Below are 23,135 nucleotides of genomic sequence, written 5' to 3'. Positions count from 1 at the left end.
ATCCGGCGAAACGCCTTTCAGCCTTAAAGTTTGAAAGCTAAGCGGCTAGCGCGATGCCCGGAATTTTCGGCTTCCCAATAGCCCGAGTAGACCGCTGCCAAACAACCAGAACGCTGCAGGCAGCGGAACGGGGGCCGCTAAAGGCGTCATTTTGAAAGCACTACCACTTCCGGTAAACGTCAAACCGGTAACAAAACCCAGCGGATCGCTGGGATCGATCATGGCGGAAGTTTCGATGCCGGCTATGCGGAACTTGCCAACGCCGTTTTGAAAACCCAATTCGCCGAAATTAAACCAAACGCCCGCCAACAAGCGGATACCGCTGTCGACGTATTCACCGCTGGTCTCGTTCCAAATCAGCAGTTCGAATTTGCCATCGCCGTATTGGTTGGGAATCATCACATCGCCGAATAAGGTGTCGGCATTTAACGCTTCATAGGTGTAAGCCACCGCCACATCCGGGTCGTAAAACCCGCCTGGTTTTGGATTTCCGTTGCCATCCAAAACCGGCATGGGCGGTGTACTGAATGTAAATCCATCGTTGCTTGGTGTTGGTAAAACCGGTGCGGAAGGCAATGCAACCTGAGACGTTGGCGTGCTGACATTAAAGGTATCGATCAGGCCGCTAATACGAAAATCCAATAAACCGTTGGTGACTTTGTTGATGGAATAACCAAATTTAAGTGGCTGCGACTGGAATATGCTGTTTAAGTCTTCGGTTTGAAACGAAGCAATATTGAAGCGAGATGGATCGAATAATGCTGTAATGGAAAACTCGGTTCCAGTAACAGTTTGCTCGTTATTGCCAAGGTTAATCGCCTCGAAAGAGACTACGTCGTAATTTCCCGCACTCACATAGCCGTGATAACCGTTTACATCGATCTCGGTTTGAGTGATATTTTGATTGTCTTGAAATGCAGCCCCAATACCTTTATTGCTAACAAAAGAAAACTTATTTTGAATTGCCGTGGACAGATAAGTATTGTTCCAAAAACCACTTTCCCATTCGGTATAAGGCGGAGTGGCCGGATTAAAATGGCTACCATCCGGTTGATCGGGATTGAACAAAAACTGGCCCGAGAACGAATCGCCAATATTCGCCATATTGCCGTCGCTAAAAATAATATGGCCTTTATAGGAAATTTGCTGGGTGGCGTGAGCGTTAACCGAGGCAAGACACAACGAGAGTAAACCGAAGGTTTTTATTTTCATGATAATCTCCAGACTGACGTGGATTTATGAGTGTCAAAAAGCGGGTGGTTTGACCACTTTTCCACAGCCGTCCTGACTTGGCTTGAGTAAGTACGAGGCCAAACCGTCCAATTAAGCATTGAGAACCATCTCCATGATCTTTTCCGCCTGATTGTCCGGAAAACCCAACGCGATGATGTATTGCCGAAACACGGCTTTTTTGTTTCTACCTACTTTACCTTCCACCGACATCACGGTCGCAATCCCGGTTAGTAAAATGTTTCTTTGCTGATCGTTGAGATTGCCAGCGACCGCCTTGATATAAGCAATCAATAGCTTTCTTGATAATTTCCCTGCAGGCATATCCTCGGGGTTAAGCTTAGCGAGGTCGTTAACAGCAATCCCCAGCCGCTGCATAATAGCGAGTATGGCATGTAATTTATTAGCATCAAAATTCCGATCTATACGCGCAACATCGACTAACACCTCGCGCAATAACAGCACAAAACTACCATGCAAGACTTTATCAACTTTAGCGACGACACGTCGTTGCAGCTTGCCGGACAAAAAAGCTTCCAGGGCAACAATAACTACCAATCCAGCCAAGATAGCCAGGCCCCAAAGCCACTGGCCGCCAACAGTGTCATCCCACGGCACCTGCAGCGGCGGCATGGGGTTTGGCAGCACCCCAGATTTTTGCAATGATTGAATGGTAGTTTCGTCCAAAACCCAGTATTGGCTTGAATTTTTGGCATAGACGGCATAACCGACCACGTCTGTTTTAGTCGGAACAAGCAAACAGTGATCCTGTAAATGAATACCAAATAGATACCCATCGGAAGCCCATTCGGCCGGCATACCTGTTTTTTTAACCTGTTGATCCGAGGCTTTTAATTCACCCAAATCGTAAAAATGATCCTCAATACCAAAGCAAACGTGAACTCTTCTGGCTTCAGCCGGCGAACTAATCAATAACAACAAAAGAACACAGACCTTCAACAGCACTGGCGTGTTTGAGGAGTTTCTGATCAATTTATCCATGCTAAATTTCGAGTCTAATTACAAGGCTGAGCCCCAAATATATACAGACAAAACATTAAGACCATATCGCCGAGGCATCCGCGCCAGCAGTCAATCCACCACCGCATGTGCTTCGATACACTAGTCCCCAGCAAAACAGCTGATGTTCTGCGAAAAACCTCAATCCGCAGTTGCTGTTGCAGATAATGCGGCAACTGACAGACATCCCCTGCCGCCCACTTAACTAGGCTTTTTTGCGTTTGCCAAACGCCAGACCCAATAAAGAGCTACCAAACAACCAGGCCGCGCCGGGAACCGGTACGGGTTGTACAGAGCTTGGCGTGATTCTGAACTGGCTGACGATTTGTGGCGTGCGGTTGACGATGCCGCTCAAATCGTTGGCAATATCGCCGACGTTGTAGGCGGGAATGCCATAGGTGGTGACCAGCAGTTGTTGAGTGACCTGATCGATTTCAAACTCGGTCCAGCCAAAGGTGTGCGTGGCGACGTAATCGCCTTGCAGCAATTCGGCCTGGATTTTGCCGTCGGCGCTAGCCAGATTGGCATCCAAGCCCAGCGGGTCGTAACCCAGCGGCGTCAAAGCGCCATTGGTTACCGACTTGATGAAACTGTCCTTGGCGGCAATGCTGGGCAATGTGTCGTAGAAGGCTTTTTGTTGCGGCGTCAATAAACCTACCGCGGCCGCCAATTGCGCGACTGTTGGGCCAAACGGCGCGTCATAGGCTACGGAACCGGTGGTGATTTCGAAGGCGTTGGTGGCTTTTTGCTCACCGAACGGTGTGAGTTGATAAGTCAGGTTATTCACCAAAGTACCGTGAATGTCGGCCGACAGGAACACCACGTTATCGATTTTGTTGTCGTCGATAAACTTCAGGATTTCGGTACGTTCGGCGGCATAGCCTTCAAAGCGGTCGCCAGCACCAACCACCCCCAGGTTTTGCATTGGCTCAGTGACAGCGATAAATTTCCAGGTGACGTCATTTTGCTCATCTGACAGCAGATCGGCTTTCAGGTCGGCGATTTGCTGCTTGCCCAGCATGGTCCGGCTCGGGTCGAACGAGTTGGCCAAAAAGCCGCCAACCGAAGCTTGGCTTAAAGGATTCGCATCGGCTAGTTCTTTGTCGCGAAACGAGCGCGCATCCAACACCATCAAGGCCGCGTCATTGCCGAAGGTTTGGTTGCGGTACAACTTGACTTCGCCGGCCGTGCGAATGTCGCCGGTGGCGCCGTAAGTCTCGTTGCGCAGCGGATTGTATTCCTGAAAAGCCTGGATACCATTGTTGTACAAGGTACTGTCATTGATCCGAGTGCCGGCCGGATCGGCATTGAAACGCGCGTCGGTGGCGACATCGGCGCCGCCGGCGAAGTCGTTGGTCACTTCGTGGTCGTCTATCGTGGCAAACACGGCGGTCGATTGGCGCAGATCGGCCAAGCCGTTCATGCCGCCCTTGGCGCTATACACTTCCGCGTGCTTGTTGCGGTAGTCGGCCAGGGATTGCGCTTGTTGTTGGCCGCCGTTGACGTTGGAGGCCACGTCGCCGTAAATGGTATCGCCCATCGCCACAAAAAAATCCAGGTTTCGCTGGCTGGCGTTTTTCACGGCCGGATACGGTAGTAATTCACCGCGCCAATCGCCGGATACACCAAAGCGCAGACCAGTGGTGTTACCCAATGCCGCAGCGGTTTTAAATTGGCCGCGGGCTATCGCACCAACGCTATCGATAGCACGATAGTAATAGGTAGTATCCGCGGACAAACCCGAGACATCCCATTTGACCGGCGCCAGCGGGTCATTCACGGTCTTAAAGCTGGAACCGACATTCTGCGTAAAAGCGCTATCGGTCGCGTACTGGAAATATAAATCACCGGCGGTATTGGACCTTCCCCACAGTACGGCGGAAGTTTGGCTGACGTCGCCCGCGGCCACGCCGTTGGGCAATGCCGCTTGCGCTTTACCGCCCAGAGCGACCAGCGTCGCGACGGCGGTTAATCGAACTACTTTGAATTTCATGAGGGTCTCCAAGGCTTTAAGACAAAAAACGTGAACGAGTCGGCAACGCCGGAGTCTAAAACCGCTCGGTGACAATTTGATGAATGGTGTGACGGCTCGATAACCTGGGGTGTTATCGATAACGGTAAACGAACTCGTGAAGGACGAATCAACGGTAAATCTGCCCGAACCGCTTACCAAAACAATCGTGGATTTTTAGAGACTCCCATAAACCATTCGGGTTTCAACTATACTTACGACACAACGCCGAGAACGCAATACCCGGCGTGAGGCCCGCCCGTTTGCCTACCGGGACAGCGGAAAGCGGGGCGCTTGCAATTGCCAAGAATCAAACTCTAGAGGGTACAACCATGCTGGTGGACGAAGGCGAAAAAATCAAGGTTCTAGTCAGAGAGTTCTTTAAAAAAGGCCATAAATCCAGTAACAAGCTTTACGACGTCGATCTTGCCGGTTCTGCCGTTTTGGCGAATATGAGCGCTAAAGGCATGACCCGATGGCTGGAAGCCGACGAGTCTGCCAAACACAGGCTGAATGGCGCCACGTCACACTTGGAGTTGGCCGAGAAATTGGTGAAGATGACTATTGCGGACCGCTCGGGCAACTGCGGAGAGATGGCAGCCTTGAGCGCTTACTACACTAAGAAAATCTACAATATCAAGCGCGACTTACTCTATATCGGCATCGTTTACGGCAAAGGCGACCACGCTTTTTGTTTGGTTTCGCAGGAAGCGATCCCGGATACAGCACGTAAGTATGCGTCTACAGCCGATTTCACCAGCCGCAAGATCGCGCAATCCTGGCTAATCATCGACCCTTGGCTAAATACCGTTTGTTACGCATCCGACTATCTGACCAAAAGCGGCGAGAAGCTCGATCAATGGGCGACGGACGGCAAGCGCGTGTCCTGGCATGGTGGCTCTCAAGGCCCCGGTTGGTACGTGCCAAACGGCGAATACAAAACCGAGTTCGGCAAAGCGCCGGTGTTTTTGGACCCTTTCTAGCCGCCCGTTCCAACTGCAATAGCGGCCAATTGCATTGCGACGAAAGCACAGGTTCAGCGAGCTATGACAGCCCAATCGGCCAATCATCTCTCCGGCCATCATTGATCAAGTCTCGTCAAGTCGCAGGCTTGCGCCGAAATCAACACATCGTGGAACTGCATCACCGGTCCTAAATCGGCTTAATTCGGCGGCATGCGACATGAAAGCGGCCATGAAATCTTCCGCCGATTCGAACAGAAAATGGCACATCGTGTCGACTGTCAGGATGCGGGAGCAGTTGCCGAGCCACATTTGCCTTGGCGTAATCAACTGGTTCAGAGTTTGTTTAACAACTCCGCGCTGCCAATCTCGGTAAGCCACTGCGCCGGCATATCGTCTTTCAACGCTACCCCCGAAAAACCCAGTTGCAGCGCCTGCTTGCTCAAATAAACCAGTTTGGCAGCCGCGGCGCTGTAGCTCAGGCCGGCGGGCGGGCGAATGTTGGAGATGCAGTTGCGTTCGGCGTCGGTGTTGCCGACTTGCGGGGCGTAGGTCAGGTAAATCCCCAGGCTGTCAGCGGCGCTTAGACCGGGCCGCTCGCCGACGATGATGACAGCCAGGCGCGCGTTCAATAATCCACCGATTTCGTCGGCCAAGGCCACCCGGCCATTGGGCACCAAACACACCGGCCCCAACCGCAGCTTGGCGGCCCGGTAAGCAGCAACGATGGCGCTGAGCAAGGGCAAGCCGTGCGTATCCAGGGCGGCGGACGACAAGCCATTGCTGACAATTAAGGCGACGTCGATTGAGGGTCGGCTGCGAGCCATCAGGTGTTCCCGGCTGGCCAGTGCCAGGCAACGCCCCCAATCGGGACGTTGCAGGTACTGGGCGCGGCTGGCGACCGGCGTGGCAAGTACCAGCGGCTCCAAATCCAAGCTTTCCAAGCCTTCGGCAAATGTCACCACATCCCAAACTTGATGCACAGCATCCCGCGCGGCCGCGTGGGCCAATTGAAATTCCAATAGCGCTGCCGTCGGCAGACTACAACCGGCGCGGCCTTGGGCAATTCTGGCCTGGGTAAATTGCCGTAAGCTAATCCACGGATCGTTCATCGTTAAGCCCGCGGCAAGCCATGAAAGTTGGCCAGCAATGGTGTGGCGTTACGCGCCGCGGCCAAGCGGTTTTGACCGTCGAAAATACCCATCCGCTCCAACCAAGCCTCGAACTCCGGCGCCGGCCGCAAGCCCAATACTTGTCGTAGATACAACGCATCGTGAAACGAAGTACTTTGATACGCCAGCATTACGTCGTCGGCACCGGGTATGCCCATTATAAAGTTGCAGCCGGCCACTCCCAGCAGCGTCAGCAGGGTATCCATATCGTTCTGATCGGCCTCGGCATGGTTGGTGTAACAAATATCGCAGCCCATCGGCACACCCAGCAACTTGCCGCAAAAATGATCCTCCAGACCGGCGCGGATGATTTGCTTGCCATCGTATAAATATTCCGGACCGATGAAGCCGACCACGGTGTTGACCAGCAACGGATCGAACGCCCTGGCGACCGCATAAGCCCGCGCCTCGCAGGTTTGCGCATCGATACCGTGATGCGCATTGGCGGATAAGGCGCTGCCCTGCCCGGTTTCGAAATACATCAACTGCTGGCCTGCACTCGCACGACCCAAGTTTTCCGCCATAGCCTTCGCTTCGCGCAGCATTGCCAGATCGATACCGAAACTGCAATTGGCCGCTTCGGTGCCGGCGATGGATTGAAACAGCAAATCCACCGGCGCACCGCGCCGCATCAATTCCATGCTGGTGGTCACGTGGGACAGTACGCAAGACTGGGTTGGAATTTGATACTGAGCAATGATCTCGTCCAGCAAATTCAACAAGCTGTGGACGTTATGCAGATTGTCGGTGGCGGGATTGATGCCAATCACCGCATCGCCGCTGCCGTAAAGTAAACCATCCAGAATACTTGCCGCAATGCCGCGCGGATCGTCGGTCGGATGATTGGGTTGCAGGCGCGTGGACAAGCGGCCCGGCAAGCCGATCGTGCTGCGAAAGCGGGTAACCACGCGGCAACGGCGCGCCACGGCAATCAAATCCTGGTTACGCATGATTTTGCTGACCGCGGCCACCATTTCCGGCGTCAATCCTGCGGAGATGGCCGCCACATCGTTCTGCTCGGTTAACAGCCAATCGCGAAACTCGCCCACACTTAAACTCGCAATCGGCGCAAACGCTTGCGGATCATGGCGCTCCAGAATCAAGCGCGAGATTTCATCCAGTTCCGGCGCAATTAAAGGCTCTTCGATAAACCGCCTTAAGGGTACGTCGGCCAAAACTCGCTGAGCAACAGCCCGCTCCACTTCGGAATCCGCCGCCAAACCGGCCAACTCATCCGCTGCCCGGCGCGGCGTAGCCTTGGCCAGCAAGGTACGCAAATCGCGAAAATGAAAGCTTTTGCCGTGTGCGGTTGCGGAATATTTCATCAGTCGGGCAGCTTACGATGGGGTAAAACGCGAGAATACGACAAGTTTGTGACTATTATGTGACATAGCCGGTGGCGGACCTTTAGTTACCATCAAGTCATTTGCCTGCAATATTTGGCTCGTACCGTAGCGAGAATTCGCTGCCAATTCCAACGGCAAACGGCTGGCAACCCATAAACACGCAGAGGCGACGCAGATGACCACCCTATCCCTCAAGCAACTCAACCGTTCCATCTGTTTCATTGCTTTGGCCCTGTCGCTAAGCCTGCGCTCCGCTACCTTAGCCGCCGAACCACTTAGCGCTGATGTGTTGATCGTCGGCGCAGGCCTGTCGGGTTTAAGTGCGGCCTATCATTTAAAGAAGGCCGGCAAAACTACCGTGATTTTGGAAATGAGTCCGCGTGTTGGCGGCCGTATCCGCACCGCTACTTACCCGGACGGCACGCATGCCGAAGTGGGTTTGGAAGAGTTTTGGGAAAATAACCCGGCTATCGAGATTTTCCGGGATTTGCATGTGCCGATGGAAACGGCTTACAGCAGTTTTTCCAGTTTTTATTACCAGGGCAAGCTGTATCCGTTTACGCAAAATACCAATCAGGAGTTTCTGGCATCGGTGTTGGATAGCGACGAATTGCAAGCCTATCAACGCTGGGACGCCAAAATGGCCGAGCTTTACCGGCAATTGGCTTTACGGCCCTTGCCTGAGACTATGCTGGCTCTGCAAGATATTTCCTTCGCCGACTGGATCGAAAGCACCAGCGGCCTGTCGCTCAAGGCCCAAGAGTTGGTGCGCATCGAAACCGAACCGGAATACGCCACCTCCTGGCGAAAAATCAGCGCGCTGGACGGCATTGCCGAATGGCATTATTTTTCCGGCGACGGTCTGGCGCCACGCCATGTAGTAGGCGGCAATCAACGCGCCGTGCGGGCGCTGGCCGATTTTATCGGCAGGGACCGCATCCTGCTCAACCAGCAAGTTACTCATATCACGGCCACCGATAAAAATGTGGAAGTGCTTACGTCCGACCAAAGCAGTCTGCGGCAAAAGCTATTCCGCGCCAAATACGTGATCACTGCCATTCCATTATTCCGGCTCAACGACATTCAGTTCAATCCGCCGTTGAGCGCCGAGCGAAAACAGGCTATCCAAACCCAATCGGCCGGCGCCTACTTTACCGCGCACGTCACGGTGGATAAGGCTGCCAGCAGCTTCTGGACCCGCGACGGCGACAGCATATTGCCGATTATGACCGACAGTCCTTTGGGGGTAATTTATGAGGGCGGATCAAAATCCGGCGCCGATGCGTTGTTGAATTTATTGGTTAGCGGTGCGGACGCAGAACGGTTTAACTCGCGGATGAGCGATCCGGATCAGATTCGCGAAGCGTTGCTGGCGACGTTTGACAAACAGTGGCCGGGCTTCCGGGAGTCGGTCAAACGGATGAATTTTTACCGTTACCATCCGCGCGCGATAGCATCATGGCCGGTCGGCCGGTCACGCTTCGATAGCCTGTCTGAGTCGTTAAGAAAACCGCAGGGCCGCGTCTATTTTGCCGGAGACTTTACCGAGGACAGCCACTCCAACGGCGCCAGCCAATCGGCAATACGCGCGGTTAAGGACATTTTGCAAAAACGCGATTAACCCGCGTTTGGCAGTTTAGCGCCGGATGACATCCGCTACGCATGCGGTCGGCAAATTGCCGACAGTTTCTGCACATGCCGCCACGCTGTTATACAATATGCAACAAAACCGTCACAATTAAGGTACACCATGTTCTCTCTACAAACCATCTTTGGCAAAGGCGATAAATTTTATGGATTGCTTGAAGCTAGTGCGGAATCGGCACACGCCTCGGCCAAAGCCTTGATAGAACTACTAAGCACACCCACCACCCAACAGTCATTAGAAAAATTTAAACACGCGCGGCGCCGGGAAAAGAATTTATTCGGCCAAATCAGCGAAGAATTAGTCAATACCTTCGTGACCGTCCTGGACCGCGAGGATATAGAAGCCCTAAACGGCGCGCTGTATAAGATTCCGAAAGTCGTCGAAAAATTTGCCGAGCGTTATACGCTGGCATCGGAGCGGATCGGCGATGTCGATTTCAACAGCCGTGCTGTCATGCTGGAACAAGCCTGCCAAGTTTTGGAACAAATGGTTGGTCAACTGCGCAAAGGCATGGATTTGGACGAAGTCAAAAGACTCAACGATCAACTGCAAACGATTGAAGCGGAAGCCGACGAACAGATACTTGAGCTGTATCGCGACGTCTACGCCAACGAAACCGATCCGATCCGTTATCTGGTAAAAACCAATTTGTTCGAAATCCTGGAAAAAGCCATTGACCGCTGTCGCGATGCCGGCAACGTGGTTTACCACATCGTATTAAAAAATTCTTAGTGGCTCCGTCATGCTGACATTGCTTTTGCTGGTCATTCTGGCGGCGCTGATATTCGAGTTCGTCAACGGTTTCCACGACACGGCCAACTCGATTGCCACGGTAGTCGCCACCAAAGTATTAACCCCCACCCAGGCGGTGATCCTGGCTGCCGTGACCAATCTGGTCGGCGCCTTATCCGGCACCGCGGTAGCCAAAACCATTTCCTCAGGACTGGTCGATACCGGCATGGTGACGATTACCTCCGAAGTGTTGATTTGCGCACTGACCGGGGCGATTATCTGGAATCTGATCACCTGGGCCTTGGGCTTGCCCTCTTCTTCCAGCCACGCCTTGATCGGCGGCTTATGCGGCGCGGCCCTGGCGGCGGGGCACAATAATCCCGATGTGTTGATATGGTCGAAAACCGCCTTGGTGTGGACCGAAAACAAAGGCCTACTCTGGAAAGTGGTGATCCCGATGATAAGCTCGCCGATTGCCGGCTTTACCTTGGGCATTTTGATCATGGGTTTGTTGATGGCGATCATCAGCGGCATGAATTCCGCCGGCGGTGTCATGGCGCAAATCTCCCGGCCGAGATGGATCAATGCGCTGTTCGGAAAAGCACAATTGCTATCGGCCGGTTATATGGGCTTTGCCCACGGCAGTAACGATGCACAAAAAACCATGGGCATCATTGCGCTGGCCATTTTTGCGGCCAATAACGCCGGCACGCTCGATCAGCTGCCCAGTTGGGCGGAGTTCCTGCGTCCGGACGGCGGCGAAAAAGACATCGACACCTGGATCGTGTTCAGTTGCGCCTTGATCATGGCGCTCGGCACGTCGGTGGGCGGCTGGCGGATTATCAAGACCCTTGGCCACAAAATGGTCAAACTGCACCCAATCAACGGCTTCGCGGCGGAAACCAGCTCCGCCACCATTCTATTGGCCGCCGCACATTTCGGCATGCCGGTTTCCACCACGCATAGTATCTCTACAGCAATCATGGGTGTCGGTTTTGCCAAAAATCCCTATACCCTGAAACTTTCCGTGATCGAACGGATTGTTTGGGCCTGGGTTCTGACGATTCCCGCCGCCGGCGGCATAGCCTGGGGCATGGTGAGTTTATTGCCGCTGTTGCAGTAAGCCGCTAATTTGACTATCAGCTTCATCATTGACTATGCAAATTCCCAGGGTAATCTGTCTGACGAGGGAAACTAATGTTGTAAAAACCTTATTCTTGTAGCCCGTCCAAAAAATCATTAGTCACCCCACTGAAGTAACAAGGCTTTTTCCTAAACGAAAGGTGGCTGAAATGATGAGAGAAATACTGGAAGTCGTAATGCTGTTGGGCTTGATGGGTGGCCTGTTTTTCGTTAAACACGAGTTTGAGAAAGACAAGCAGGAAAGACTGAACGACGGCAAACCCGAACCGAGAGAATGAGTTAAAGACAAAGACGCTGCCAGGCAACTTAAAGGCAGAGTTAATTCAAAAAATTATCAGTGCCTAGCTTGCCTAACAGATACCGCGTTTTGCTAACGAATTATCTGTGCTTAATCCGGATACTTGCAACGAATCGTCCCGAATCCCAAGAAGCCACTCAGCGATAAGACTGAGACTCATGGCGGAACTCGTTGAGTTGCCGTTCGTGATAGTAAAGATCATCCCGAGCCCGATCTCGGTTACGCCGCAGTTGACTTATATCGTTACGAATTCTGGCCCGGTCTTTGTCGTTTAACTTGTTATCCCCCAAGCTGATTTCTTTGCTGGAAAGTTCGTTATCTATCCTATCCAGTTCGGCGCGTTCTCTATGTACAGCGTAAGCCGCTGCGTGGTAACGGCTGAATACACCATCAATCGATGGCGGGCAAACATGGCGGTAATCATGGCCTTGCAATCCCACTTCAAAAGCGTTATCGATACGACAGTATTCTCTTATACCCTGTTCGCGGCCAGCAAAATACTGCGAATCATTCACCGCCACACCGTATTCGGAGCATGCCTTTCGGTGTTCGCTCAGCCGCTCACTCGCCTCTCCAGAGCGACCGTCTTGAACCCCTAAACCAAACCAATCGCCCCGCTTGCAGTCTTGTTGGCTAAGCGTTGCGCAGCCGGTAAAAAACACAACACATAAATACCCCGTTAAGCGCTTCACCATGATTTTGTCTTCCCAATAAAGATTCACCGCACCGCCAGAACAGCCGCAATGGCTTGAAGCCCCAGGTATCCTGAAACTGAACTGGAATCGCTGGAAATTATAGTCAACATTGAAAATTAGACGAACAGATGCGGGCCCACGGTAAAATCGATTCAGGCCAAAATGCCAATGACTACTACCGGGAAAGTTGGGATGACTAGGCCAGTCAAACCATTAACTGAAAGCCCTAAAGACCACGATTCAAGAACTGCAACACGCCATGGCCTCTACAGAATGCGGCAGAGGCTGTTCAGCGCGCTATTTAGAGATTACTTCCAACGGCGGTTGAATGTCCGACCATAAATAGATAAGCGTAATCGATAAAGCGTGATCATTACGACGCCGGATTCATCGCGATGGCAACCGAATCCAGGGTGCGTAAGATCTTCAAAAAAGACATGGTAACGTTTAAGTTGCAGCTCTGCCGTCATCGTATTTCTGAACCTATTGCTGTGAAGACGCAGCCACTATAGGCCTAAAAATAAAGGATTATTTGATCTACAACAATCATTAGCGTAATCCTATACCTACGCGCCAGCCAATCCAAAACCGGGCGCTTTACTTCTGGCGTGAGCATGGCCGATGACCGTAGAGCTTTGAGATCGTTCTAATGAGAAGCCCAGTGCTGGCGAATAGTGTCCGCATGTGCCATCAAATCATTAAACGCTTGAACACAATCTCGATGGTAAGGATGTCTTTTGTTATTCAACGGGTGGCTCAGGTCTTCAATCAATTCGTTAACCACTTGTTCAATCTCCAAAAGCTCCATCGGCTTCTTGTTGAAAAATTCGCTCATTTTCCTGACTCATATTTTTATTTATTTGAAGCTTTAGCTTACAAATACCTTATGACATCAATGTGACAAAAAGCGAGTTCAACAGCATTTACAAAAATTCCTAGCACTTGAGCAAAATGCACAAGTCCTTCGTTCGATGTTACAAACCTAGGTTATTACCATACACTCGGAACGACACAGCGTTAGATCATGGCTGTCAAATTCGCCATAGCCCGCGCGACTATCTCGCCTTGATGATTGATGTTGTCGATAATCTGCTGCACGGTGCGGGTATCAGTAACGACTTTGGCATGCGGATTCACAGCTTTCAGGTCGAAAACGGCGGCGTCGATGTCGCTGGCTTTGGCCTGGGCTTCGCGGATGGCTTTTTCCTTGGTTTTAATCGCATCTTCAGCGGCGGCGATTTTGTCCTTGCCGGCTTTGTCGCGTTTCAATGCCTTCAACGTTTCCCGTAACGGCAATAGTTCTTCTGTTAGCCGGTTAGCTTCGTCGATAAAGGGCTGCATGTCTGCGCGGGCTTTGGCGCGGCGGGCGGCGAAATCGACCGTCCAGGAAAAATCGCTGTCGGCTTCCGGCGTGCCGTGTTTCGCCAGCAAACGGGCAAACGACGGGAAGAGCTTGTCTTTATTTTCTTCCACCGCCAGCCAGTCGGCCGTCAGTGTGGACGGCAATTCGGCATCGCTCAATAGACCGCCGTGTCGATCAAAACCGAAATGCGCCAACGTCATCGGCGACTTTTTACCGACTTTGACTTGCGACAAATCGTAATACCAAATGCGCTCGGTTTTGCTGCCTTTGCGGAAAAACAGCAGGTTGGTTTTAACGCCCGCGCCGGCCGTCGAAAACACCCCACCCGGCAAACTAACGATGCACCACAAATCGCATTCATCCACCAATTTACGTTTGGTTTCCACGAAGGCGCTTTCGTTGGTGCGAAACAGCAAACCCTCGTCCAGCACGATACCGCAGCGTCCGCCCGGCTTACCGTCCAGCGGCGCTTTCAATTCGTCCAGGATATGCTGCACAAACAACACTTGCGTGGAGCCGGTTTCAAAATCGTAGTTTTTCTGCGCGTCCGAGCCTTCCTTGCCGCCAAACGGCGGATTGGTCAGGATCACATCAAACGTCGCCGGCGCTTGCTCGAATAAACCGTCGTAGGTTTGCTTGCCGGTCAGCGTGTTGCCGTGCCAGAGATTGGGCTGGTCTATGCCGTGCAAAATCAGATTGGCTAAGGCGATGGGGAATACCAGATTTTCCTTTTCCCGACCGAAAAACGTATCGTGCTTCAGCGTTTCCAACACCGTCGAGGCCGGCGACTGCCCCAGTTGATGGGCGATATGCTCGTAAGCCACCGCCAAAAAGCCGCCGGTGCCGCAACACGGGTCATACACCGTTTCGCCCGGCTGCGGATCGAGCACATTCACCATCGCCCGAATCACTTCGCGCGGCGTGAAGAACTGGCCGCCGTCCGAGTTCTTTTCGCCCATTTTCAGCAGCAAATCTTCATAGACTTGCGACAGGGTAAAGAAATGGGTGTCGTCGATATGATCGATGTGGATTTCATGCACCTTGTCGAAAATGTCGCACAGATTGGTTTCGCTATCCACGCGCACCTTTTCCACCGCCGTCATGATGCGGCCAATCACGCGCTGCTTGGGGCTGGCGCTGGCATTAGGCAGTTGAGTACGCGGATCGACATCCAGCCGATGCAGATGCGGCAGCAATTGGTTATTGATGAAATCGAACAGACTGCCTTCACCGGCTTCGAACAAGGCTTGCCGCTTCCAACCAAACCGATAACCTTCCGGCGTTTTCGGCGCATCCGGCTTCTCGGAATACGGCGCCGCCCAATCCTGCCAGCGATACGGCGCCCGCAAAGCCGGCGAATAGTCGTTGCCCAAGGCTTCGGCTTGTTCCAGGGCTTTTTGCTCCTGAGCATCGAGAATGCGCAAAAACAGAATCCAAGTTAGTTCCGGCACGTACTGCAAGGCGCTGGCGCAGTTGGAACGGCGCATCACGTCGCAAATGGCTTTGACGAAAGACGACAGGGATTGGGTGGAGGCGATGGCTTTGGGGGCTTTGGCGCGGCGTGCCGATTTAACTTTTTCAAGCATGTTTTTTCTCACCACAACGTCGCGACGGGATACTGGCTAATCAGACCATCGGCAGTCAAAATGACCAAATCATGTGCCATCGCTTGGCATATCAACATGCGATCAAAAGGATCGCGGTGTAAGGTTGGCAAACGACTTAATTGGAAAACGGCCTTTTCATCCAGCGGCAAATAATCGATCAAATGGTCGCGGCATTGTTGGCGAACAAACGCTTCGGGTGCCAGGGGTAGTGGCAACTTTCCCAACTGATGCTTGACCAACACTTCCCAAATCGACACGCTACTTAACAACACCGTGTTATCAGGATCTTGAAACACGGTCTTGGCCTTTTCGCTCAATGCCGCGTCATCGCTGGCCAACCAGAGAAAAGCACAGGTATCCAATAAAACTTTCACTTAGCGCCCTTCAAATTCATCCAGCAAATCCGCTGGTAACGGTGCAAAAAAACTATCCGGCACTTTAAAACTGGCTTTAGCCAGGCCTATGGGACGTCGTTGTCCGGTAGCGGCAGGCTGCGATGCTTCTCGCTCCAAACCCAGGCGAAAGTAATGCACCAAATCGTAAATCTCGCCCAGCTTATCGCTGGGAATTTGTTTGATTTCTTCAATCAGCTGTTGTTGCAACATAATTTCTATCCTCATAGATTCAAATTACTCATTAGTATCGTCGGACTTGATCAGTTTCTTCCGCGCCGATTCAATTTGTTTAATACTTTTTCCCGGCGTAGGTAGTGATTCCGGCATTGTCCCGCCCAAATCCTTAATGGTCTGACGGACTTTTTTACCAACTTCCAAGTGCGTTTGGTTGGCCTGCCGTTTACCTTTGACTTGGTCGCGTTTCAGTTTTTCTTCGGTTTGGGTGGCGCGAAACAAGTTTGCGGCCAATTCGGTGCTACCCATGTGATCCAGAATTTTCTGGCTTTTTTTCAAACCTTTACGAGCGTGAATATCCTTGGCCGCCAACCCACCATACAAGCCGCGGTAGCCATGATCCTGAAAAATGGCGTAATCCAGCGATGTTTCCACCCCGGCATCCTTGGCCGCGGCGGCCAGATGTTTGTTATGTAAAGCCAGCTCATTACGAATGGCCAAACGTTTTTCATCTTCGGAAAGCCGGGCGAACTGTTCGTCATCCGCCAATTCCTGCCGCCGAGTCTGCATGGCAAAATAAGTTTGGCCATTGGCAATCACCGGCTTGCTGGGGTCGCCGTTTTGCACCACCAGATAGCAGGCATAGCGTGATAAGCGTACATCCGCTACTTCCCGTTTTGCGCCAGAGCCGATTTCGACCATTGTGAGGACATCCTCAATATGGTCGGCAACGTCTTGCCCGCTATTCCTACAAGCTTCCTTGGCGCGTTCTAAAACCGGCAAGAAATGACGATATTGTGAATATTCCAACACAACAGCCAGTTGACGAGCATGCCAATACTCATTACCGTCGTCATCCAAGTGACGAATGCTCTCGAAGGTTGCGTGGTGCTGTTCGGCGATATGTTTGGTGGTCACGACGATCTCCTTTCGTGATTAAAATCGAAGGCCTTAGCCAGCAACCGTTCCGGGATTTTATTCAAGTCGTCGAGCTGTTGTTTAATGGCCGCCTTGACCGGTTGCAATTGTTTCAGCGCAGCGGATATTCGGACTTGCTCGGAATACGGTGGCAGTTGAATGAAGCCTTCTGCAAGGCGATTAAACAACATCCGTTCGCGTACTGCACCGCGCGCCAGCGAATTGATGCACTGCACACCGTAAGGCGAACGTAGCCAGTAATAAAACCAGCGGGAGTCGACTATTCCCGGCTTGCCCTGCAACGCCACATAATCCGGGCTGGTGATACCGGGCTGATCGTCGTCATCGACAAAGGCAATCGAGCCGATCAGGATACGCATTGGATTGTAAAACACGGTGCCGGAGAAAACCGGTTTATAACGTTGCGGTTGTTTGCCCGGCGGCTCCTTGGCCGGTGCCAAGCCGTCACGGGTTGCACCCAATACCGGGTAATCGGCCCAACGTTCACCAATGCCTTTTTTCACTTCATCCAGAACATCACCTAACGGGCATTCGCTAACCTTGGAATGCACGATGCTTTGGCGAATATAGGCATTGGCAAGTTTGACAATTTCTTGCTGTCGGATTTCTAAAGCCTGCCGCGCGGTTTCGACTTCAGCGAGTTGGGTTTTGAGCTTGTTGGCGATTTGACGCTGTATTTCTCGAGAAACAGGGACTGGAATCTCTATCTTTGCTACAGCAGAAGCGCTGACAGAAGGCAATGCTTGAGCATTTGCAATACTTCCCATATCAAATAAACACATGAAATAGAACAAATAATCAGGATCGATGCCTAGTGGAATCAATCCCATTACGTTGTTATCCATTGCTGATTCAACAGCAAGACGTGTACGTTTATTAGTTAGCAGCGCTCCACCGACCTTTGGAAATATGATCGTTCCAGCAGGATACTTTTTAGCACCCAAGGCTTTTAACATATCCTCATTTACTGAATTTGCGGCCGAACTTAACCAATTATCGACAGAGCTTTGGAAGTCGCTGACTTTGACAAATGGAATTGGGAGATTAGTTTGTCCTTGGAATGCTTCATTGAAGCCTGAACCCGCAACGATATGGGCGACATCAGCCAATGTTTTGATTTCACTCATACCCCAAACAACCTTCCCTTAGCCTGCAAAATCACCTTCACCGGTTTTCCCAATTTTTTCAACGCCTCCAAACCACCCGCCTGCTGAATGTCCGGCACGTCCCACAGCGTCGGTGTTTCCAATGCTTCGGTGCCGCCCAGCGCAAATTGCTGACCGAAGCCGCGCAACACGATGGCGCTGTCGCTTGGCATGGCGTCGAACCAGGCTTGATTGCTGTCGATATACGCCTCGCCGCGTTGCGGTTGCTTCAAGGCTTGGGCGCGGTAGCCGTGGTGGGCGAAGATGTCGTAATAATCAAAATCCTGCATGTCTTCCAGTTCGCGCAGTACTTCCGGCGAGTAATGGTCCCCCAGCAGATGGTCGATCAATTGCCGACGTTTTTTGGCTTCTATCCACAATTGGCGAAACTGATTGAGATCGTGTGCCTCGCTGACCACACGCTGCAGGATTTCCCGACGGTATTCGTCGCTGGGGATTTGCACGTCGCGGCCATCGCGGCGGGTCAGAATATAACGGCCTTGCGGGGTAACGCTGACGTATTGGCCTCTAATCTCCGCTACCGAGGGTTGATTCCCTTGTCCTCCATCGCCATCATCACCGCCGTCATCCTCGTCATCTTCATCATCGCCGCCCGGCTTTTGCTTTTTGCCCGAGCTGTTCGCGGTGATGAAATCGGTGCCGAATAAGTCGGTGACGCCGGTGTAGTCGTAGAGCCAAAATTTGTATTTTTGGGTGTCTTCGTCGATGCGGGTGCCGCGTCCGACCATTTGGTAAAACAAGATGCTGGATTCCAGGTAGCGGAAGAACACCACGGCATTGAGGCGTTCGATGTCGACGCCGGTTGCCAGCAGATCGACCGTGCAGGCGATGAAAGCGCGTTCGCCGGAGCCGCGCATGGGCTGGATCAGGTCGCGGCCGCCTTTGTTGGTGCATTTAAAGGCGTACAGGTCTTTCGGGGTTTTGCCGTGCTGTTTGCACCATCGGCTGTACAGGTTGTTCATCTGTTGCACGACGCGATCAGCATGAATGTCGCGGGTGCAGAAAATAATCACTTTTTGTTCGGGGCCGCCGTGGCGGCAGAGCTGCTCGAACAAGTCTGCGCACATCGCAGGAGTGCGCAGCTCGATAAAGATTTCGTCGTCGAAGTCTTTGGCGGTGTAGAGGTCTTTTTTTAAATCCGTCTCGCAAATGGGTTTGCCGGTGCGAAGGTCGGTGGGTTTGAGGTCGAGTATTTGTTGCTTGGTATAGCTGATGTTGTCGATACTGGCCTGGCGTTTGACGATTTCGCAGGCGGCGAGGTAGCCGTCTTCTTGCGCTTGGATCAAGGTGTATTCGTAGACCGGTTCGCCGAAGTATTTGAGATTGTTGGCGGTGATAGCGGCATCGTCGGCGGTTTGCTGTTTGGATTCGCGTAACTGGCGCGGCGTGGCGGTCAAGCCGATTTGCACTGCGTTAGGATTACGCAGCAAGACTTCCGACCAACGGCCCCAGGCGGAGCGATGGCATTCGTCAATGATGATGACGCTGAAGGCGTCGGGCGGATAGTGGTCGGTTAAAAAACTGCTGGCGCCGGATTCTTCGTCATCCAAACCCAAGGTTTGATAGGTGGCGATATGCACGCGGGCGTTTTTGGCGGCGTTTTGTCCGCTGGCGGTTTCGACGATGCGGGCGCTATCGCCAAAGGCCGCTTTCAGTTTGTTATAGCCTTGAGTACGCAGTTCGTCGCGGTCGCACAAAAATAATGCGGGTTTGGTCAGGCGTTGGGCTTGTTGCAGGCGCCACAGCAAGTTGGCGGCAATCACCGTTTTACCGGCGCCGGTGGCCAGTGCCAGCAAAACACGACACGGCTTTTGTGCCCGTTCGCAATGCAGGATCTTCTCGAACACGGCGCGAATCGCGGCATCCTGGTAATAGCGGCTCTTGGGATAGGCTTTGCTGTCGGCGGTGAATAACAGCGCCGCTTCCGGTTTATGCAGGTCGATGCCAGTGTCGTTGAGGTAGCGCTGGGTTAGCGCGGTGTGCGTTGGAAAGTGTTCTTTGAACACATGCGGCCCGGTTTGCAAGCCGGTAGTTTTATCAAACTCACCATAACGATGGCCGTTGGTGGCAAATACGTATTGCACATGAAAGCGACTACATTCCGCGTAGGCCTTGGCTTGCTGCATGCCTTGCAGCGGGTCGGCCTCTTCCTTTTTGGCTTCCAGCACACCGACGGGGAGCGGTTTGGTGGCATCGGGCGTTTGTACGCAAAGTAGATAATCAGTGCGACCGCCGCCGGGGCGTCTGCGGCCTTTGTGGCCGATGGCTTCCACCGGTGCAGGTGTTTCCAATTTTAGCTTGCCGGCGTCGTCGTAGCCTTTATCGCGCAGAACGGGATCGATCAACCAATAACGGGTTTCAGCTTCGTTGTAGCTCATTTTTGGTGACTTTCCCTATCTTAGAATTAATTGGAAACGGCGTCCGATGGGTAATAGTCTATCAAACCCATTAAAAAATCCTTGCCCTGGATTTTATCAGTAGGTCGATTTCAAGTTGAATGGGTTGCTGATCTGATTCCAAACCGAATTTGGATATTCGAATCAGATAGACAGAACTGGATGAAGCTAGACGTCCCTCGGATCAGCGGAGGTCCGGAGCGGGCAAAAAAAAGCCCCACATTTACATGTGAGGCCTTAATTATTTGGCTCCCCCGGACGGGCTCGAACCGCCGACCTAGTGATTAACAGTCACCCGCTCTACCGACTGAGCTACAGGGGATTAATTTCGGTAATTTACTCAAATGGCGCGCCCGGAGAGATTCGAACTCCCGACCGCACGGTTCGTAGCCGTGTACTCTATCCAGCTGAGCTACGGGCGCTTATCTGAGCCGCTTATTATCTTATTTTTGTTACTCTTTGTCAAACTTTAATTTAGTGGCGGAGAGAGAGGGATTCGAACCCTCGATGCGCTTTTGGCACATACTCCCTTAGCAGGGGAGCGCCTTCGGCCTCTCGGCCATCTCTCCTATAACTTATTCAGCCTTCCGTACTCCCTGCTTCAGACTGCTCTTTCTTAATTCTCTCGTAGATTTCTTCCCTATGAACAGATATATCTTTTGGTGCGTTTACGCCAATTCTAACTTGATTTCCTTTTACCCCGAGAACTGTAACAGTCACATCGTCACCAATCATCAAGGTCTCTCCTACTCTACGAGTCAAGATAAGCATACTATCTCCCTACACTATTAATGCGCTTTGTTACTGCAACATACTCGAACCGACGATTATATCCGTTTTTGAGAAAAAATAAAGATATATTTGCTAGCCATAAAGAAAAGCATACGAACAGCTAGGACGTCAGAATAAACAAATCCGTGCGTTTTTCTGAACTATCCCTTAGACAACCACTCATGGCGCATTGCATCCAGACTCTGCATCAACTCATCTAATGCTTTAACCGATTCCTTGTGCAAAGGATGAGCATGATTGTGAACCGGGTGCTTGGTGTCGTTCATTAGTTCATCAATGAAACGCTCTGCTTCCATAATATCTTGTGGAAGCGAATCTGATTTTTCGGCCATCTGAAATAACAAACAGGTTTATGGTAATTGGCGCATAAAAAAGCCCACGATTAAGTGGGCTTCGTCCGGTGTTATTTTTATGTTTTTTGGACGCCTGTTATCTGTGATAGCAGGTTAATAGCTTGCGCTTTTATTATTGTTGTACCGTTACACGGTCGCATTCCCTCCCCCAATAGATACGAAGCTTTTCGGCTCGTATTGACCTAAGTCAAGGTGGGCGCATTCTAGTGTACTTAAATCGCTTTGTCCAGAAAAAGTGCGACGATTTGTCGCAACCTTAAAACACCGACATATCAAGGCTTTCGGCAATGGGCCAAGCAGATGCGTTTTTACCGTTATCATTCTCCGCGCCGCCAGCTCCTGGCTGGTCGACCATTCGCGTTTCGATGAGCTCTGGTTCCGCAAAAAAAAGCAACATAGCTTGCATCCGGCTTCCCAACACTAAATCGACGCGAGATACCAATTATCCCTAAAGCCGGGTTATGATTTGTCGTCGAATCCCGGTATTAAGCAAAGTACATATTCGACTACACAAAGCCCGCGGGTTCCAATACCGGACTGAACGTCTGGATACTCGTCGCTTTAGCTTAATCCCCAGGATTCGTCATTCCAGAAAATGGCAGCCGCTAGACCGAGCAGCGAACTCGTTACAGTCGCTTGCTTTATAAATCAACCTTTCAGCCGGGTGCCGGAAAGGTTGATAGCCAAACCTAAAATAGCTCGAAAATAGTGATCACTGCCTGTCGATGTTCTTATTCCCGGCTGGCATGATGGAGTTTATGGTTTAAAGGATGCGGCTAATCTGGATTTTTTATATTAAACCTGCTGTCTCGCAGCTAATCAAAACAACGGAACAACCATGAACGATTTACCTAACTGTCCAAAATGCGGCTCTGAATACACTTATAACGACGGCACCATGAATATTTGCCCGGACTGCGCCCACGAATGGTCAGCCGATGCCGCCGGTGACAGCGAAGAGGAGACGAAAGTAGTCAAGGACGCCAACGGCAACCTGCTGCAAGACGGCGATACCGTCACCGTGATTAAAGACCTGAAAGTGAAAGGCTCTTCACTCATTGTCAAAGTCGGCACCCGAGTTAAAAACATCCGCCTGGTGGACGGCGACCACGACATCGACTGCAAAATCGACGGCATCGGCGCGATGAAGTTGAAATCGGAATTTGTGAAAAAAGTCTGATCCCACCTAATAGTCGCAAAACGTGTGCTGCTCATTCACCCGGCCCTAAATACCGTTCGCCTCAACGCCGTTGAAGATAGGGAGTTTACCAAAGGCCGCACCAACCTCGGCCTCGACGAGCTCGGCCCAAACGGAATATCCGTGGTAAAAAGGGCCGGATTACCAAGCTGATTGAACCCCTGCCACCCGCGACTCGCAGACACCCGCCGAAGCGGCCTGAACCCGCTTCGGCATTTTAATATCCGGAGCCCCCCTCAACAATTAGGGACTTCGAAACTGCTTCGCCGGCTCATTCCGCATTCCAGACAACAGCCGGATTGAATACTTTCACATAATGGGTGCTATCATATAGCCCGTGCAACGCTGCACCTTCTGCTCCCTTCAACAACGACGTTGAAAATAGGCTGATCAACTTCAGCCAAGCTGTTTATTCGTCTGTTGTGCCTTGCCTTCGCTCGTTTCAGGACACCCACACTTCATGAGTAAATAAGCCCTTTTCAAGGGGAGCAATAG

22 protein-coding genes and 3 tRNA genes are annotated in these 23,135 nt (G+C 51.9%); 6 read left to right on the top strand and 19 right to left on the bottom strand.

Going from position 1 to position 23,135, the window contains the following annotated elements; translation table 11 throughout:
• Positions 1-45: 45 nt before the first annotated feature.
• From QLH52_RS21495 to QLH52_RS21485, 3 genes are all read right to left on the bottom strand, one after another.
• Entirely contained in the window at positions 46-1,212 is a 1,167-nt protein-coding gene (locus QLH52_RS21495; RefSeq protein WP_319962903.1) for a hypothetical protein, read from the bottom strand.
• Between the two features lie 111 nt (positions 1,213-1,323).
• The gene (locus QLH52_RS21490) at positions 1,324-2,232 is read right to left on the bottom strand and encodes a hypothetical protein (protein ID WP_319962902.1); all 909 of its coding nucleotides are present in this window, start codon (positions 2,230-2,232) and stop codon (positions 1,324-1,326) included.
• 223 nt (positions 2,233-2,455) lie between these two features.
• Positions 2,456-4,243 carry an alkaline phosphatase D family protein gene (locus tag QLH52_RS21485; RefSeq protein WP_319962901.1) on the bottom strand — a complete coding sequence of 596 codons (1,788 nt, stop codon included), beginning with the start codon at positions 4,241-4,243 and terminating at the stop codon, positions 2,456-2,458.
• A gap of 350 nt (positions 4,244-4,593) precedes the next feature.
• Between QLH52_RS21485 and QLH52_RS21480 the strand changes: the two genes are divergently transcribed.
• A complete protein-coding gene (locus QLH52_RS21480; RefSeq protein ID WP_319962900.1) occupies positions 4,594-5,244 on the top strand; it encodes a hypothetical protein in 651 nt (216 codons plus the stop codon).
• A 314-nt stretch (positions 5,245-5,558) separates the two neighbouring features.
• Here the strand turns inward: QLH52_RS21480 and eutC are convergent, their stop codons facing one another.
• Positions 5,559-6,335 (bottom strand): ethanolamine ammonia-lyase subunit EutC, encoded by a 777-nt coding sequence (gene eutC, locus QLH52_RS21475; RefSeq protein ID WP_319962899.1) that lies wholly within the window; start codon positions 6,333-6,335, stop codon positions 5,559-5,561.
• Positions 6,336-6,337: 2 nt separating this feature from the next.
• On the bottom strand, positions 6,338-7,720 hold the full coding sequence (locus QLH52_RS21470; RefSeq protein WP_319962898.1) for an ethanolamine ammonia-lyase subunit EutB: 1,383 nt from the start codon (positions 7,718-7,720) through the stop codon (positions 6,338-6,340).
• Between the two features lie 196 nt (positions 7,721-7,916).
• On the opposite strand from QLH52_RS21470, the gene QLH52_RS21465 reads away from it, so the two are divergent.
• From QLH52_RS21465 to QLH52_RS21450, 4 genes are all read left to right on the top strand, one after another.
• Positions 7,917-9,362, top strand: coding sequence for a flavin monoamine oxidase family protein (locus tag QLH52_RS21465; RefSeq protein ID WP_319962897.1), 1,446 nt, complete (start codon positions 7,917-7,919; stop codon positions 9,360-9,362).
• 129 nt (positions 9,363-9,491) lie between these two features.
• A complete protein-coding gene (locus QLH52_RS21460) occupies positions 9,492-10,121 on the top strand; it encodes a DUF47 domain-containing protein (RefSeq protein ID WP_319962896.1) in 630 nt (209 codons plus the stop codon).
• A gap of 10 nt (positions 10,122-10,131) precedes the next feature.
• Positions 10,132-11,244, top strand: a complete 1,113-nt coding sequence (locus QLH52_RS21455; RefSeq protein WP_033157921.1) for an inorganic phosphate transporter — start codon at positions 10,132-10,134, stop codon at positions 11,242-11,244.
• Between the two features lie 169 nt (positions 11,245-11,413).
• Positions 11,414-11,542, top strand: coding sequence for a hypothetical protein (locus QLH52_RS21450; protein ID WP_256438968.1), 129 nt, complete (start codon positions 11,414-11,416; stop codon positions 11,540-11,542).
• A gap of 157 nt (positions 11,543-11,699) precedes the next feature.
• Here the strand turns inward: QLH52_RS21450 and QLH52_RS21445 are convergent, their stop codons facing one another.
• From QLH52_RS21445 to QLH52_RS21380, 14 genes are all read right to left on the bottom strand, one after another.
• A complete protein-coding gene (locus QLH52_RS21445) occupies positions 11,700-12,284 on the bottom strand; it encodes a DUF2799 domain-containing protein (protein WP_051670197.1) in 585 nt (194 codons plus the stop codon).
• Between the two features lie 619 nt (positions 12,285-12,903).
• Complete coding sequence (locus tag QLH52_RS21440) at positions 12,904-13,092, bottom strand: hypothetical protein (RefSeq protein ID WP_319962895.1); 189 nt, start codon at positions 13,090-13,092, stop codon at positions 12,904-12,906.
• 182 nt (positions 13,093-13,274) lie between these two features.
• Positions 13,275-15,206: a class I SAM-dependent DNA methyltransferase gene (locus QLH52_RS21435; RefSeq protein WP_319962894.1), complete on the bottom strand. Its 1,932-nt coding sequence runs from the start codon at positions 15,204-15,206 to the stop codon at positions 13,275-13,277.
• 8 nt (positions 15,207-15,214) lie between these two features.
• Positions 15,215-15,601 carry a type II toxin-antitoxin system VapC family toxin gene (locus QLH52_RS21430; RefSeq protein WP_319962893.1) on the bottom strand — a complete coding sequence of 129 codons (387 nt, stop codon included), beginning with the start codon at positions 15,599-15,601 and terminating at the stop codon, positions 15,215-15,217.
• On the bottom strand, positions 15,602-15,832 hold the full coding sequence (locus tag QLH52_RS21425; protein ID WP_033157925.1) for a hypothetical protein: 231 nt from the start codon (positions 15,830-15,832) through the stop codon (positions 15,602-15,604). It lies immediately after the preceding gene.
• A 24-nt stretch (positions 15,833-15,856) separates the two neighbouring features.
• On the bottom strand, positions 15,857-16,714 hold the full coding sequence (gene dinD, locus QLH52_RS21420; protein ID WP_319962892.1) for a DNA damage-inducible protein D: 858 nt from the start codon (positions 16,712-16,714) through the stop codon (positions 15,857-15,859).
• Complete coding sequence (locus tag QLH52_RS21415; RefSeq protein ID WP_319962891.1) at positions 16,711-17,862, bottom strand: restriction endonuclease subunit S; 1,152 nt, start codon at positions 17,860-17,862, stop codon at positions 16,711-16,713. Before QLH52_RS21415 ends, dinD begins: the two co-directional genes overlap by 4 nt.
• Positions 17,859-20,279 (bottom strand): DEAD/DEAH box helicase family protein, encoded by a 2,421-nt coding sequence (locus QLH52_RS21410; RefSeq protein WP_319962890.1) that lies wholly within the window; start codon positions 20,277-20,279, stop codon positions 17,859-17,861. The genes QLH52_RS21415 and QLH52_RS21410 overlap by 4 nt, the downstream gene beginning before the upstream one ends.
• A 264-nt stretch (positions 20,280-20,543) precedes the next feature.
• Positions 20,544-20,619 (bottom strand) — tRNA-Asn (locus QLH52_RS21405).
• A gap of 23 nt (positions 20,620-20,642) precedes the next feature.
• Positions 20,643-20,719 (bottom strand) — tRNA-Arg (locus tag QLH52_RS21400).
• A gap of 56 nt (positions 20,720-20,775) precedes the next feature.
• Positions 20,776-20,866, bottom strand: a tRNA-Ser gene (locus QLH52_RS21395).
• A gap of 10 nt (positions 20,867-20,876) precedes the next feature.
• On the bottom strand, positions 20,877-21,068 hold the full coding sequence (gene csrA / locus QLH52_RS21390) for a carbon storage regulator CsrA (protein ID WP_020482891.1): 192 nt from the start codon (positions 21,066-21,068) through the stop codon (positions 20,877-20,879).
• 161 nt (positions 21,069-21,229) lie between these two features.
• Complete coding sequence (locus QLH52_RS21385) at positions 21,230-21,421, bottom strand: hypothetical protein (RefSeq protein WP_033157950.1); 192 nt, start codon at positions 21,419-21,421, stop codon at positions 21,230-21,232.
• A gap of 277 nt (positions 21,422-21,698) precedes the next feature.
• Complete coding sequence (locus QLH52_RS21380) at positions 21,699-21,848, bottom strand: hypothetical protein (RefSeq protein WP_319962889.1); 150 nt, start codon at positions 21,846-21,848, stop codon at positions 21,699-21,701.
• Positions 21,849-22,280: 432 nt separating this feature from the next.
• Here QLH52_RS21380 and QLH52_RS21375 point away from each other — a divergent pair, with 432 nt between their 5' ends.
• A complete protein-coding gene (locus tag QLH52_RS21375) occupies positions 22,281-22,622 on the top strand; it encodes a zinc ribbon domain-containing protein YjdM (protein WP_319962888.1) in 342 nt (113 codons plus the stop codon).
• Positions 22,623-23,135 lie beyond the last annotated feature (513 nt).

The organism is Methylomonas defluvii (genome assembly GCF_033949435.1).
GTDB classification, from domain to species: domain Bacteria; phylum Pseudomonadota; class Gammaproteobacteria; order Methylococcales; family Methylomonadaceae; genus Methylomonas; species Methylomonas defluvii.
This window is presented reverse-complemented; position numbering and strand designations above follow the sequence as displayed.

What these genes read in the sequence shown, in the direction of transcription:
- QLH52_RS21495 (WP_319962903.1), bottom strand. Translation starts at nt 1,212, where the DNA reads ATGAAAATAAAAACCTTCGGTTTACTCTCGTTGTGTCTTGCCTCGGTT.
- QLH52_RS21490 (WP_319962902.1), bottom strand. Translation starts at nt 2,232, where the DNA reads ATGGATAAATTGATCAGAAACTCCTCAAACACGCCAGTGCTGTTGAAG.
- QLH52_RS21485 (WP_319962901.1), bottom strand. Translation starts at nt 4,243, where the DNA reads ATGAAATTCAAAGTAGTTCGATTAACCGCCGTCGCGACGCTGGTCGCT.
- QLH52_RS21480 (WP_319962900.1), top strand. Translation starts at nt 4,594, where the DNA reads ATGCTGGTGGACGAAGGCGAAAAAATCAAGGTTCTAGTCAGAGAGTTC.
- eutC (WP_319962899.1), bottom strand. Translation starts at nt 6,335, where the DNA reads ATGAACGATCCGTGGATTAGCTTACGGCAATTTACCCAGGCCAGAATT.
- QLH52_RS21470 (WP_319962898.1), bottom strand. Translation starts at nt 7,720, where the DNA reads ATGAAATATTCCGCAACCGCACACGGCAAAAGCTTTCATTTTCGCGAT.
- QLH52_RS21465 (WP_319962897.1), top strand. Translation starts at nt 7,917, where the DNA reads ATGACCACCCTATCCCTCAAGCAACTCAACCGTTCCATCTGTTTCATT.
- QLH52_RS21460 (WP_319962896.1), top strand. Translation starts at nt 9,492, where the DNA reads ATGTTCTCTCTACAAACCATCTTTGGCAAAGGCGATAAATTTTATGGA.
- QLH52_RS21455 (WP_033157921.1), top strand. Translation starts at nt 10,132, where the DNA reads ATGCTGACATTGCTTTTGCTGGTCATTCTGGCGGCGCTGATATTCGAG.
- QLH52_RS21450 (WP_256438968.1), top strand. Translation starts at nt 11,414, where the DNA reads ATGATGAGAGAAATACTGGAAGTCGTAATGCTGTTGGGCTTGATGGGT.
- QLH52_RS21440 (WP_319962895.1), bottom strand. Translation starts at nt 13,092, where the DNA reads ATGAGCGAATTTTTCAACAAGAAGCCGATGGAGCTTTTGGAGATTGAA.
- QLH52_RS21435 (WP_319962894.1), bottom strand. Translation starts at nt 15,206, where the DNA reads ATGCTTGAAAAAGTTAAATCGGCACGCCGCGCCAAAGCCCCCAAAGCC.
- QLH52_RS21425 (WP_033157925.1), bottom strand. Translation starts at nt 15,832, where the DNA reads ATGTTGCAACAACAGCTGATTGAAGAAATCAAACAAATTCCCAGCGAT.
- QLH52_RS21415 (WP_319962891.1), bottom strand. Translation starts at nt 17,862, where the DNA reads ATGAGTGAAATCAAAACATTGGCTGATGTCGCCCATATCGTTGCGGGT.
- QLH52_RS21410 (WP_319962890.1), bottom strand. Translation starts at nt 20,279, where the DNA reads ATGAGCTACAACGAAGCTGAAACCCGTTATTGGTTGATCGATCCCGTT.
- csrA (WP_020482891.1), bottom strand. Translation starts at nt 21,068, where the DNA reads ATGCTTATCTTGACTCGTAGAGTAGGAGAGACCTTGATGATTGGTGAC.
- QLH52_RS21385 (WP_033157950.1), bottom strand. Translation starts at nt 21,421, where the DNA reads ATGGCCGAAAAATCAGATTCGCTTCCACAAGATATTATGGAAGCAGAG.
- QLH52_RS21380 (WP_319962889.1), bottom strand. Translation starts at nt 21,848, where the DNA reads ATGCAAGCTATGTTGCTTTTTTTTGCGGAACCAGAGCTCATCGAAACG.
- QLH52_RS21375 (WP_319962888.1), top strand. Translation starts at nt 22,281, where the DNA reads ATGAACGATTTACCTAACTGTCCAAAATGCGGCTCTGAATACACTTAT.